Here is a 13,675-nt window from a genome sequence, read left to right as displayed (position 1 = left end):
GGGCATGGGGCATTAGTTGTTCTCCGCGTCTTTGCGTCCCCGCGTCCCCACGTCTCTCTCATCCCCCTCTGAGACTACAGGTAATAAAAGATGAGAATTAAACTGGCCTCCACAATTCACAGTTAACGTGATAATCTGAGCTTCTGGTAAACTGTCGCTGCTGGTAATTGTACCGTTTCCAGAATTCATTGCGTAGGCTGGAAAACACGCTGCGCTTAAACTCAGACGCAGGGCGTTTCCTTTGGCAATTCGCGCACAAGTCGCTTGTAGCTGAATTTTTGTAGAGGCGTTAACATCTCGACAATGTACATAGCCTTGGGTCAAATTATACACTCGTCCATCGGGATGTACTTCTGATAGGACAGCAGACAAATCATAACTCGGTTGGTCGGCAGTACAGTAGATTTCCACCGCCACATCCCCTGCTAAATGTAAATCTTCTCCTAGTGGTTCGCTGGTGTAAGTTAAGACATCGGAACGGCAATCAAGATGCGATCGCTCAAATACACCCGCAGGAATTCCGGCATGACCGCCTAAGGCCGGAACTGGGCGCCAAGGGTCGTGGACTAATACATCGAAGGTATTGGGGACTGGGGACTGGGGGTTGGGGGTTAGGGTTCCGGAGTCTTCGCGGATGCTGGCAAGTCCGGTTGTTGACAAGAAGTAGGATTTGTGTATTGGTGTGGGAAATTTGGGGAAAGTGCGCCAAATATTGGTTCCCATTTCAAATAGGCAAACGGGGGATTCGTGCAATAAACCTGTATTTTCACCTTTGAGAAATTGGTCAAACCAGCGAATTTGCATTTTATCTACGGGACTGGCGGCTTTAGCGCCAAAGTCAATTTCCCCGACTTTACGACCCCAAGGTAAATGCGCCCAAGCCCCGACTAACAAATGTTGGGGTTTAGTGCTACGGGCTGCCATATCTTTATATAAATGTAGAGTGCCCCGTAGATAAGTATCAAACCATCCTCCGATATGGAACATGGGCAAATCAACAGCTTGCAAGTGGTGTTTGGGTGAAAGTTTTTCCCAATATTCATCTGGTTGAGAATGTGCTAGCCACTCATGATAAAAGGAATGTGGGGCAAGTTGTTGGAGAATTTCTGGATTAGTTAAAGGTAAATTACGAGAAGCGGCAAATAAAGCTTGATAAACTGTTTTATTTCCTCGCAAACGGGCGGTTTCTGTAGCTAATTGAATTGCCCAAGCGAGGTTAGTTTGTAAACAAAATGCGCCTCCTTCATAAGCCCAATCGGTATATAAATCATAGCCAATCATGGCAGGGCAAATTGTTAGGAGGGCGCTTGGTTGATTAACTGCGGCACATAGCTGAGTCATTCCTTGATAGGAAAACCCATACATGCCAACTTTGCCATTACTACCAGGTAAATTTGCTGCCCAATTTACTGTATCTTCGCCATCTAAAATTTCGTGAGCAAATAATTGAAATTCGCCTTCAGAAGTACCGCGTCCTCGGACATCTTGAATAACGACGATGTAGCCGTGGGCAGCATACCAAGTAGGGTGGGCATAGACAACAGTAGACGCGATCGCTCTACCATAGGGTTGTCGCATTAATAATACCGGAAATTCACCATCAGCATCTGGGCGATAGATGTCTGCATCCAGGCGAACACCGTCGCGGGTGTGCATGGAGGCTGTTTGTTTGGGGAGAATTTTCAGCATGAATCTGATAATTTCGGACTTACAACCGGAGTCGGGGTTTAAATCCCCGACTCAAAATGTCTTTAATTTTGAATACTTCGACAAGCTCAGTACAAGTTTTGAATTTTTAATTTTGAATTGTTATCTCCCTACTTCCTTAAAACGTAAAAGTAGTCCGCAGGACACCTACCGTTGTTGTTTCGTTTCTGCTGTCACCCTCTGGGTTAAACAGAACAAATGCACCAGGGGTAATGCTAATGTTATCACTGAGCTTGACGCGATAATACCCTTCTAAATGATAAGGGGTAGCTCGGTTTGAACCAAGTACAGCCGCACCACTAGCATCACTACGGTAAAGCGGTTGACCAAAAATAATTCCCGCATTGTTTCCTGATTTGAATAAGTCACTGAAGTGGACTCCCACCATCCAACTTGTAAAGGTAGTGGAAGCATCAACATCTCCAGAAGAATCATCAACAAACAGTGCTGCACCGTAGCCAGATAAGGCTATCTTGGGAGAAAATCGCCATGTCAAAGTACCCCCAACAGAGTTGAGCTTCACTGGTGTGCCAGCTGCTACACCACCTAAAGCACCGATGTCACTGCTAATTAATCCTGTACCTAAAATATTGATTTCGTGGTAGCTGTTAGCATAGTTCAGACCAATATCAAGGTCACGGGTGGGCTTGAAGGTTAACTGTGCGGCTATAACACTACTACCACTGAAAAAACCTCCTCCTAATGGTGTAGTGGAAACCCCTGGTAATGCTTCATTTGCAGATTTTTGAGGAAGGTTAGCATTGACGCTACCATATAAAGCTCTGAAATCTAGGTTTGGGGAAACAGTATAAATAAATCCTGCCGCCGATGCTAAACCAGAACCAGAAGTTCCACCAGAGACACGTAACACAGGATTTAAACCAGCAAAACGAGAAATTGATTCTTGTCCCTCACCATAAAAAGGTGTAATTGCTGGAAAAGCATCTGATGTTTCCGCCGCAGTTCCCGCAAATAAGGTTAATTTTTTAGCAACGGGAAAAATATACAGCAATTTGTAAAGCTGTACGCTATTTGCCCCGAAGGTGGACAAAGTATTGACGTTAACCCCAGGAAATTGCGGTTCAAAACTGGTACGAGCGCTACTAGAACTCAGTAAAGGCGAAGCTAATCCTAAACTTTGTTGCAGGCTACCACTACCATCTGTTCCGCCTAAAAAGTTGTAAGCTTGCAAACCAGTAATTAATAAATCTTTACCTGTAAAGCTAGTGGTCAGATTTAACCGCACTCTATTAACTAGGATGATATTCGGATCGTCCGTATCAGGAGCGCCACCGGTAGCACCAATAGCAGCAATAATAGCCTCACCATTGAGTTTAGTAGTAGTAGAAAACTGATTTGCTTCTATTTCTGCTGTCCGCGCTTCTACTGCATCTACACGACCGCGCAATGTTGTCAATTCCGCAGCAAATTGTTCTTGTAATTTTTGCAAGGTCGCTAAATCTTCTTTATTGACCAAATCACCGGTTGCTGTAGCAATTAGCTCGTTGACTCTATCTAGGCAAGCATTTAAGCCAGCTGCAAATTCGTAGCGAGTCAGTGCCCGATTGCCGCGATAGGTAAGATTGGGATAACCGGCGATACAACCATAGCGCTCCACCACAGATTGTAGTGCTTGAAAAGCCCAATCAGTGGGTTGTACATCAGATAATTGTGTTACAGATGTTACTTGTGCAAGTTTCTCTGATGATGGAGATGAATTTGCTGGTTTTGGTGTGATTTCTGGCAAAGAGTTAGCAGTATTATCTAACCCTAAATTTTCATTTTTTTGTTCTTGATTGATTGAGGATAAATCTTTTGGATTCAATTCTTGAGCTACAAAATAATCAGTTTGATTGTAGCTGACCGGATGGCGATCGATTAGTGCATTTTCGTCCGAAATATTTAATTTAGTAAGGGCTTGTGCAGGTAATAATCCGCCAATTATCCACAAAAAACCTGCTCCACCAGCAGAGGCTAGTAGATATTTCCTCATGAAATCTCCCAAAATATATGAAATGTGAAAAATTTAATTGCGATATTTTAACATGATTGATAAGTAAATTTAAAGTTTTTTAGAAAACTAATATTTTGAACTTTAAATATCAGGAATTTACTTCGCTGATATGACTTATCGATACATAAATGTTTATCGCAAGCATTAAATAATAGTAAATACTATTTCAGAGAGAAAATTACAAAAATTACTATAGATAAATCTTATAATTAATATTGAGTAATATCAATGGTAATCGTATTGAAAATAATTCGTAATTAATAAGGTAGGGGATTTAGATCCCAACTAATTCTAGACCGCTAATTTTCAAAAAATTTAGCGGTGAATTCAACCCTTTTAATTACGAATTACATAGCTGGCTTGCTGATGCAGCGGGTATTACCAATTAGTAATTATTCTTGAAACTTCCTCACCCACTCGCACTTTATTGTTTAGCGATGGACTGAAACTCGCTTACCTGGGTCTTGCTTTTTTACCCAAGCCAAAAATTTTTGCATTTGCGGCTCATTGCTGAGCTTGTCTATTGTGTTGAGTTCTTTGGCAAGCAGTTTATTGTCGAATAAAGCATGAATCTGACGATGGCACGCAGAACAGATATTTATTGTTGGGCCTGGGTCTTGTTTTTTGCGTTTGGTATTTTGCCGTGGAACTAAGTGATGGATAGTTAAATTTTCCATCTCTCTTTGACAAAGTTCGCATTGCTGTTGTTGAATCTTAGACACCTTATTTTGCTAGAATGTTATCTAACTTATTCTAATTTCTGAATTCTTTTAAAATCGATTTTCATACTCTACTAAGAATTGACTGTCATTATCCAAATTAGTTGAGCCGCGTACCAGAATTTCATCATTGAGGCGGTAAAGCACATTGTAACGGAAAGACTCGTTGGTAGAAAAAGCCCGCGATAAAGAAACAGAGAAATTCCGATTCACATTAAAAACACCTTCCGCTGACAAATCAAGAACCGAAGATCTTCTTGATTCTTCATTGGTGGTAGGGGTCGGAAATATGCGAAACTCATTAAAACCAACAGCTTGTCCGATCGCAGTTATAGTTCCTTGCAGACTACCTAAAATAGTAGAACTGGCGAAATTAGTCAATCCTTGGCCTAAATCTCCTGGTTGACTCAAAGAATTCAAAATCGAACCACCCAGCAAAGCCACGATTTCTCCTCTACTCCGTCCGGGTTCGCTCGTTAATTCGAGATTTTCTCCTAATTCACTGGCTGGCCCTGTCGCCCTTGCTTGCACGCGAACGGTACGTAATGTTCCAAAGTTATTCACAGAAGCATCACTGATTTCCGCAGACAAAGGTGATTCCAAAATTCGATTGCTCGTTGCCGATGCTTCAGGTACAATTGCCACCAATCGCACATCTAAGGTAGGGTCAAGCCCTTGACTGGGAGTAAATCGCGCAGTATGTTCGTAACCCCGCGCCAAGGTAAACTCAGTTGTAAATAAGCTCAGGCGTCCTCCTGTTAAACGGATGAGTCCTTGAGGGAGGGGCTTGGCTAAGGTACCATTGATGGTCAAGTCGCCTTCAGCGTCAAAGCTGAGTATGGGTTGAGTCAACGCTGCTCCCCCCGGTACAAAGCTAAGTAAAGGCTCAGTGGTAACTCGAACATCGTTACCCAAAAGCAACCGTAAATCTGCAAACTCTACAGGTAAGTTGGGTCTAGTTGGGGGAGTAGTGGTAGTTTCTGGTGTATTGGAAGCAGTAGAAGTAGGCTCTGATGTAGTTGTATTAGTATTAGTTTCTGGTGTATCGAGAGTAATAGTAGTAGTTTCTGATGTAGTTGCTGGTTTTGAAGTTTCTGTGGCGGATTTTCCGATAATAACTTGACCATTACTCAGTTCAATTTCTCCACCAATTATCGGATTTAGTGCTGTTCCCCGAATGACGGCGCTACCACTAACATCGCCTTCATATAATGCCGGAACTTTAAAATTAAGTTGTTTTTCTATCGATACAGTCAGAGGATTAGATGCACCTTGCTGGGGAGTAAAAATTGGCAGAATTCCTGATGCAGCTACTAGCCCTTGATTATAATTGCCTTGAATTTTTTCGACATTGAGCGTATCGCCATTAAATAGTACTGTTCCTGTAACATTTGTTAGAGGATCGGATAAAGCTTGAGCGGTAAAAGTAGCATTATTAATTCTGGCAGTTCCATTGATAATTGGCTGGCTTAAAGTACCTTGAACTTTGACATCCACTTCACCTTCACCATTTACCCAGCTAACTTGATTGTTGGTAAATACATTTAACAGTGCCAAGCCTTCATTATTCACCTTGGCGTTAAGATTGATTTGATTATTATCCGGTTTTACTGCCACAAAAGGTAAAGGAGCCGGTATGCTACCTGTAATTGCAATGGGTTGTGTTCCGGTCAACAGCAAGGTACTATCAAAATTTACGCGGGCATTGTCATAGTTAAATTTTAGCTGTCCTGTTTGTATGGGTTGCTGATTTAAAGTGGCATTAGCCAACGATGCCGAGCCATTAACTGTAGGATCTTTTAAACTGCCTTGCAAATTAGCCGTAGCATTAAGTTGACCAGTAATATCTATAGGATATTTTTCGATAAACGGCTGTAAAAGTGATAAAGGTAAACTTGCTATATTCAAATTTCCAGCTAATTTTTCGGTTCCCAACTGTCCAGAAAAAGCGATTAATCCTTGATTTATTCCCACACTCAATGGTGAAAGTGTGACTACACCATCTGCAAAATTGCCTCTAGCTATAACTTGATTAATGGAGTATTGACCCCATTGCCAATTATCACCTTGGATATTAAAGGCGGCATTGAGTCCAGATTTTAAGGAACCACTAGCTGAAATTCCCCCATTCAATGCACCTGTTAATTGTGCAAGGGTCGGTAAAGGTGCTGGTTGTTGGGTATCTGTTTGTTGTTGTTGTGCTACCGATGTTTCTATCTTGGAGAAATATTCTAACTGGGTTTTTAAATCTGCATTTGGTAAACTAACGGGTGTGGTGTTAAGTGCTTCTGCTCCCGCTAAGGTCGGAGACTCTAACCCGCTACCAAGGTCTTGAAAGTCGTAGATATTAAAAGCTTGTAAGAGTTGCTGGACTTGAATTTGGTTTACGTTAGCTTGTACTTGAAATTTCGGGTCATTTCCAGTTTGTAAATTGCCACTTAAGGCTATATTGCCGCTTCCTAACCGCAATAAACCGTTAGTTAAGCTAGCAGCACCATCGGCATAGTTGATATTACCGCGAAATTCGTCTGCTGAGGCTCTGGCAACACGTGGGTTAGCGATCGCTACGTCTCCACTCACGGCATAATTATTAAGATTAACAACTAAATTTCCAGATAATTGCCCTGCTAGAGGTTTCAATCTATTATCCGGTAAAAAGCCGCCAACCAGCGCTATGGGAAACTGTTGGGCATTGATAATCAAGTTATCTCCCTGTCTTGTCCCTGTGGTTACCGCCGCATCCCGCTTGACTAAAAACGACGTTGGGCGATAATCTGCACCCAGGTTTAAAGCTATCCTGTCTTGCGTGCCAGCAAGTTGCAAGCTTGCTCCCTGTCCGCCTTGAAAATTCACATTTCCAGTTAAAACTGGGTCGAATGCCAAGTTACTGACATTAAAATTCCGCAGCCGGATACTACCAGTAGCCTGAGGAGTGTTAGGAGTGCCTGTAATTTGTCCATTAAAATCTAATAACCCTGCTAATGTTAAATCTCCGGGAACAAAAGCGCCTGTATTTTTGAGGTTGAAATTCTGGGCTTGGACATTCAAATTAATGCCAGCAATTTGGGGTGTACCCGTTTGAGGTAATTGTACAGCGATCGCACCACGAGCACTAACTCCTGGTGTGGTTGCCCGTTCAACTATAATTTGCTGTCCATTCCACTGAAATTGTGCTGTCAGCGGTTGCCCTAACTGTGCTAATTGTGAAGCCCGAATTTGTCCTGCTGCGCGAATATCTGCAAGCTGGAAGGAGTTTGTTGTACCCGTCAACTTGACGTTACTACTCAGTCGTCCTCGCAGTTGTGGTGAGAAACGACCTAGTTGAATTTGGGAAGCATTAGCAACTGCTTGCCAACGACCGGCATTCAGGTTAATATCCCTGACGTTAAGCGTACCTCCCGCCACATTCAAGTTTGCTCGTCCTGTGGCTTGAATGGTTGAGGGTTGAAAAGAAGCAGTGCTTCCTGATAAATTCAACGCTGCATTGCTGAGAACTCCCTGAAACTGCGGTGGTATTTGCTGGAAACGATTTAATTGCAAGCTTTGAGCGTTGACAAAAGCTTGCCAGCGTTGTTGGGCAACTCGTCCTGTGCCAATGATTCTACCACCTGCGACGTTAAAAACAGCACTTGGGAATAGGATATTCTGCCCTTGTTGAGCGATCGCAACTCGTCCCGTAGTAGGATAGGTGGCAGTAGGCGCTTGCAGTTGCACCACTGTCCGCAGATTCCCAAGAGTGCCGCTAACTCTGGCATTTGCTGAGACCGTACCAATTTTGATGGCAGATGAGGTATTGTTTGTATTGGCGAGGACATCTCCTGGTATATTTTGGGCTTGAATGTTAAACAAGACGTTGCCTTGTGGTGTCAGCTGAATTTGACCATTACCCAGGATTTGCCCCCCAGCTGGTGGCTGTATTTGCAGACTGGAAACATTCAGTGCTAAGGGTTGTTTGCCCAGTGAGCCAGTAATTTCTGCCCTTGCTGAGACATTGCCAACATTAATTGGGGGAGTGAAGCCGTAGCTGCGTGCCAGTACATCTCCGGAAACACCGTCAGCTATAATATTAAATTTTACGCGATCGTTAAGTGTAGCTTGACCGCTTCCAGTAATTTCACCACCTGCTGCGGGGACTAATTTCAGATTTGAGACGGCGATGGTAGATGTCTTTTTAGATACACTTAACTTAAAATCAGTGTTGACACTTTTGAATTGAACGCGGTCAACTTGAACTGGCTTGGTGTTGCTAGCAATACCGCTAAGAACAGGCTGCTGGAGTGGCCCCTGCAACTTGATATTTGCTTGCACTTCACCGATAGCCACCACCGGCGAATTTATTTTCAGCGTGTCTAAGATATTTCTCGCACTGACTGGTTTTATCTGGGCTGAAAGATTAAAACCTGTTTGAGTATTAACTGCTCCATTTGCGATTATGGGGACTTTGCCAAAGTTTGTAGTTAAATTATTTAAGGCGATATTTTGACCTTGAAATATTAATCTGCCATTGGCATTAACAAACTTTTGCGGAAGATTTTCAATTTGAGCAGTAACTTGATTAGAAATAGCCGTACCAGTAATAGCTATTTGCGAAACATTTGATGGAATTGTAACTCCTAAATCAGCATCTATTTGCCCAGCTTGCAAAACAATTGGTAACTCAATTAAACGACTGACATCAGATGCTTGTAAAGTTTGTGCTACAACTTTAAGATTAGTTTGTTCGGTTTTAAATTGTGTTTCACCAGAGATTTTAACAGCACCGCCTCTAGTGAGTTGACCATTTATTTCATAACCAACGCCTTGGTTTCGTGGTAAAAACTTTGCAACACCACCGAATTGATTTATAACTACAGAACCTTTAGGTTTATTTGGTGCAGAGGCTGGCGATAACTCTACATTTCCATCAACAATCTGGAGTGTTTGCAACTCAGTTTGAATGGGGCCTGCACCTTCTCCACTCTTCACTTGTGCCGTCACCCAGCGACCATCTCGATCCTGTTGGATGTAGACATTGGGCTGGACTAATGTGACATTTAATGGTAATTTTCTAGTTAAAATAACTTGTAAAGGCGAAAACTGCACATCTACAGCTTTTGCTGTCAATTCGTCTGGATCGGTAGGAGTTGCTGGTATCGACAGCGAAGCAAATCTCAAACTAGAAAGTGAAAAACGTTCAACTCTGCCTAATTTAATTGGACGCCCAAGTAATTGCTCAAGATTTTGCTGTACTAAAGGTGCTAGATCTTCATATACATAGTTTCTAGTCCACCAAACACCAGCTGCAATTCCTCCAAGTAAAATGATGCCTAAAACCAAACTGGCACGTTTTAAAAGCAGGAGATTTAGACGAGGATTTCTTGGTTCGCGATCATTTCCTGGATTTGGAGAACGAGTCATTTTCCTGAGTAGTACCGCTATAGAGTAATAAAAAATTTATTACCCGACAATACCATAATGTTTTTAATAATTTCTTAAAACTTTCTCTAGATAGAATTAATAATTCATTCTGATGAGTGTTGACATTTTGGCTTTTAAAGCATTATGTAGTAAATCAGCGTCAGAGGATGTTTTAAAAGTCCTCTTCTCGATAGCAAAACGTTCTATATATCTCTAAATTCTTCTTTTTAAGTATCTGTAGGGTGTGTTATGGCGTAGCCTAACGCACCTAAATCGTTAACTGGTGCGTTAGCCTTTGGCGTAACGCACCCTACTAGCGTGTCAAGGCTAAAATAGTGCATTAATAAACTCTTGTGGAATGGGCGTCTCGCCCGTCCAGTGCGGGCAAGATGGCCACACCACAAGAAAATTTATTGCAACCTTTTAGTCTTGTCACGCTACTACATCAAACCGGATTGCTATAGATATGTGAATATATTAAACAAAGACAAAAAAACAACACAAAATAAGGTTTATGCAAAGAATCGTTTCCGCAAGGCAATTAGAATCTGCCAAAAATCTTAATTGGGTCAGTTTGATTGCTGACATTATGCTAGCGGGGATGGTTGTCGGCCCTGTAACTGCTCCTTTTTTGGCTGCGTCTGGGGTGTCTTTGCTTGGCAAAATTGCCAATATCATTTACTTTATGGGCGATTGTGTATGTCCGCAACCGACAATGGGCTTAGATTTAGCACCTCCGTATATTATGGCTGTATGTATGCGTTGCTACGGTACTGTCACTGGTTTGCTAATTACTCGCCTGTTGTATGGGGTTACAAATGGTAAAGGTTTTTACTGGTTAAGTCAGTATGGCTGGAGTGGCGCTGCCTTAGCTAGCGTTCTAATGATGGCTTATCCATTGGAATTGGCAGCAGAGGTTTTTGGTTTTTGGAGTTTCAATAATTACGTCGTTACGCCCTTTGGGTTGATTACGGGTTTGGCGTGGGGGTTGTTTACCATGCCGATTTTACACGGATGGCAGACTGCTAAAACTAACTAGACATAGGAGAGACGTAGCATTGCTACGTCTCTACAGGGGTTTCAGGTAAGGCAGAATTAATTTCTGGAAATGTCTACTGAGATCGCTTGTTTCTCATTTATGATTTTGAGTATAATTACTTAGGTGAAATGCAAGCGATGTCTACGACGGGCTACGCCTACGTAATTTTTGCTCTACAGTTTAGTGCGTGATTGTACTAGTACAAGCGGATAAACCTTTGCCATTGCTCTTTAACCTTAGCTTTGCCTTCCAGAATGAGCTTGAATGTGGTGTTCGCTACTGGGTGATGGCTTCTGAAAATAGCAGTATAATCGATTGCTATCTCTCTAATAAAAAATCTCCTGTTTGGGGAATAAATAAATGTAAAAGATACAAGGTAAAAAACTCAAAACTTTTACTTTGATTTTTTGCCGTTTGTTTTTCAAGAATCTGTGAGTCTAAAGTCACAATTTATTTGATGGTGTATATTACAGGTAAATTGCTTCAATATCCAGGTTCTTGGAAAACATCATTCCCTTACTAAGCCTTAGAGAAAATTAACCTAAATTGCCAACCTAGTTGTAGGAAAATTGCATGAACAAACTGTTAATAAATTTAACTACCAAAACGGCAGCTTTCATGTCTTTAGCTTCAATGTTAATGACCAGTAAAGTCACCACCGCTAATGAACCAATAAATCCCCAACCAGTAGACCGTCCTGACGCCGCTACTACACCAGTATCCGCAGAAGATCAGAAAGCTTGTGTCAGACATCCAAAACTTGGCCAATTTTTCTGCGCTGGTACTAAAGATTTATCTCATTTGCAAAAGGGTGTAGCAGAGATTGATGTCACTGATGAGAATCTTGAAAAGGCTTTGCTTGGAGTGACAGATGCAGAAAGCGATGCGGCGGTAGCTTTGTTTGGTTGTGATTGTGCGGCATCGATAAATTGTTTGCGTCGTCTGCGGAATAGTCTTCCTTAGAATTTATACTAAGTTGCAATCAAAGATATAGAACTCATATTTGATTTTTGAAATATACGTAGGGGAGCCAGCCGCATGGGCGGGTTTCCCGGCTTGAGCGGACTGGCGTTGCGTTACGCCAAAGGCTAACGCACCAAATCCTTAAGAATGGTGCGTTATGCTTCGCAATAACGCACCCTACAGATACTTAGATTTTTTCAATAATCAAATCGGACTCCTATATTAACTTACGGTGAGAGTAAGGAGTAAGAATATTCTGTTTAAAGGCAACTTAGTATGAGTTAACTTGATTTTTCATATTGGGAAAAGTGAATGATCGTAAAATAAGTTTTTCTCTTTTCCCTAACTATCTTGTTCGATTGAAGTTGATAAAATTTAAAAGACCGCAGTTTGACAGACTGTCTTTTGACGCCACCAGCCAAGAGTAAGAAAATAGGAATTGATAAGGAGCGATTAGCCCTTGTTAAAGCGGATAATTGATGAAAATCTTCATTTTTAAGCAGCATTTCCGAGGATCTAAAGGTTTTAAAACATCCTCATAAAGTTCGCTTAATTACTTATAATTGGAAACTCTGCGTACATTAAACCTAATTACAAGTATTCACACGAACTTGATATTACCTACTAGTTTTATCCTCTTAGCAATGCGAGATATCATTATGAGTCGCTTTTACCGATTCATGCTCAATTTTGGTATTGCCTTGGCACTCGTCTGTATTTTTATCGCTTCACCTGGGTACTCGCTACCCGCTACCGTTACTGAAATTACAGCCGGAGATTTTTTCAAGTTAGGAATTGAAAAAATACAGCATGGCAATTATGCAGAAGCTATTGAAAATCTTACGGAGGCAATTAAGGTCAAAAATGATTTTGCTGCGGCTTACAATCATCGCTGTCTTGTGTATTTAAAATTAAAAGATTATCAAAATGCGATCGCCGATTGCAATCAAGCTCTGAATTTGACTCCTAACAATGTAGAAGCACACCTGAACCGGGGATTAGCATACTACAGACAAGGGGATTATCAAGCTGCGATCGCAGATTACAATAAAGCGATCGCACTCAAACCTGATGATTTTAGAGTTTACTATAACCGAGGAGTAGCCCATGCTATGTTGGGTAATCACCAACAAGCAATATCAGATTACGAACTGGCATTAACTAATATTCCCCAAATATCTAGTGTACTCAAAGCAGATATCTATAACGATCGCGGAATCGCTCATTTTGAGTTATTGGATTTAAAAGCAGCTATGCTCGACTTTTCAAAGGCAATTGCTCTCAATGCCAATGATTACAGAGCTTATTATAATCGGGGTTGTGCTTGTAGCAGAAGTGGCGATCGCTCTTGTGCTGTTAGGGATTTTACTGAATCGCTCAAACTTAAGCCAACCAACGCCCAAGCTTACCTGAATCGGGGTATAGCTTACCATCAGCTTGGCCGCGAACCAGCGGCAATTGCAGACTTACAAAAGGCGCTAGAATACTTTGCCCAACAGGGAGACACTACAACCTATAAACTAACTTTAGCTTTACTGAAAAATTTACAACAGCAACTCTCATCGATATCACAAATTGCTTTGGTGATTGGGGACTGGTGATTGGGGAGTGTGGGGAGATGGGGAAGTGTGGGGAGTGTGGGGAGTGTGGGGAGATGGGGGAGTGTGGGGAGTGTGGGGAGATGGGGGAGTGTGGGGAGTGTGGGGAGATGGGGGAGTGTGGGGAGTGTGGGGAGTGTGGGGAGATGGGGGAGTGTGGGGAGAAAGAGAATTTATGCCCCCGTCTCTTCCCACACCTCCCACACCTCCCACACCTCCCACACCTCCCACACCTCCC

Annotated in this window: 8 protein-coding genes; 3 read left to right on the top strand and 5 right to left on the bottom strand. The window is 42.1% G+C overall.

Going from position 1 to position 13,675, the window contains the following annotated elements; genetic code table 11:
- Window positions 1-12 precede the first annotated feature (12 nt).
- The 4 genes from H6H03_RS27370 to H6H03_RS27355 form a co-directional block, all read right to left on the bottom strand.
- Window positions 13-1,689, bottom strand: coding sequence for a CocE/NonD family hydrolase (locus tag H6H03_RS27370; protein WP_190958206.1), 1,677 nt, complete (start codon window positions 1,687-1,689; stop codon window positions 13-15).
- A gap of 136 nt (window positions 1,690-1,825) precedes the next feature.
- Entirely contained in the window at window positions 1,826-3,700 is a 1,875-nt protein-coding gene (locus tag H6H03_RS27365) for an iron uptake porin (protein ID WP_190958205.1), read from the bottom strand.
- Between the two features lie 452 nt (window positions 3,701-4,152).
- Window positions 4,153-4,443 (bottom strand): HNH endonuclease, encoded by a 291-nt coding sequence (locus H6H03_RS27360; RefSeq protein WP_313931933.1) that lies wholly within the window; start codon window positions 4,441-4,443, stop codon window positions 4,153-4,155.
- Between the two features lie 48 nt (window positions 4,444-4,491).
- On the bottom strand, window positions 4,492-9,837 hold the full coding sequence (locus tag H6H03_RS27355; protein WP_190958204.1) for a translocation/assembly module TamB domain-containing protein: 5,346 nt from the start codon (window positions 9,835-9,837) through the stop codon (window positions 4,492-4,494).
- Window positions 9,838-10,351: 514 nt separating this feature from the next.
- Here H6H03_RS27355 and H6H03_RS27350 point away from each other — a divergent pair.
- The 3 genes from H6H03_RS27350 to H6H03_RS27340 all read left to right on the top strand — a co-directional run bounded on the left by H6H03_RS27350 (window position 10,352) and on the right by H6H03_RS27340 (window position 13,440).
- Window positions 10,352-10,876: a DUF2085 domain-containing protein gene (locus H6H03_RS27350; protein ID WP_190958203.1), complete on the top strand. Its 525-nt coding sequence runs from the start codon at window positions 10,352-10,354 to the stop codon at window positions 10,874-10,876.
- Window positions 10,877-11,449: 573 nt separating this feature from the next.
- Entirely contained in the window at window positions 11,450-11,839 is a 390-nt protein-coding gene (locus tag H6H03_RS27345) for a hypothetical protein (RefSeq protein WP_190958202.1), read from the top strand.
- Between the two features lie 659 nt (window positions 11,840-12,498).
- Window positions 12,499-13,440, top strand: a complete 942-nt coding sequence (locus tag H6H03_RS27340; RefSeq protein WP_190958201.1) for a tetratricopeptide repeat protein — start codon at window positions 12,499-12,501, stop codon at window positions 13,438-13,440.
- Here H6H03_RS27340 and H6H03_RS40590 read toward each other — a convergent pair.
- Window positions 13,408-13,675 (bottom strand): hypothetical protein (locus tag H6H03_RS40590; protein WP_242058012.1); only part of this gene is annotated, 268 nt, incomplete at its 5' end. The two genes, H6H03_RS27340 and H6H03_RS40590, sit on opposite strands and share 33 nt — an antisense overlap.

This window comes from Nostoc paludosum FACHB-159 (assembly GCF_014698835.1).
Taxonomy (GTDB): Bacteria; Cyanobacteriota; Cyanobacteriia; order Cyanobacteriales; family Nostocaceae; genus Nostoc; species Nostoc paludosum.
This window is presented reverse-complemented; position numbering and strand designations above follow the sequence as displayed.

Bases quoted from the DNA above. Each gene is read 5' to 3' on its own strand.
- H6H03_RS27370 (WP_190958206.1), bottom strand. From the start codon at position 1,689: ATGCTGAAAATTCTCCCCAAACAAACAGCCTCCATGCACACCCGCGAC.
- H6H03_RS27365 (WP_190958205.1), bottom strand. From the start codon at position 3,700: ATGAGGAAATATCTACTAGCCTCTGCTGGTGGAGCAGGTTTTTTGTGG.
- H6H03_RS27355 (WP_190958204.1), bottom strand. From the start codon at position 9,837: ATGACTCGTTCTCCAAATCCAGGAAATGATCGCGAACCAAGAAATCCT.
- H6H03_RS27350 (WP_190958203.1), top strand. From the start codon at position 10,352: ATGCAAAGAATCGTTTCCGCAAGGCAATTAGAATCTGCCAAAAATCTT.
- H6H03_RS27345 (WP_190958202.1), top strand. From the start codon at position 11,450: ATGAACAAACTGTTAATAAATTTAACTACCAAAACGGCAGCTTTCATG.
- H6H03_RS27340 (WP_190958201.1), top strand. From the start codon at position 12,499: ATGAGTCGCTTTTACCGATTCATGCTCAATTTTGGTATTGCCTTGGCA.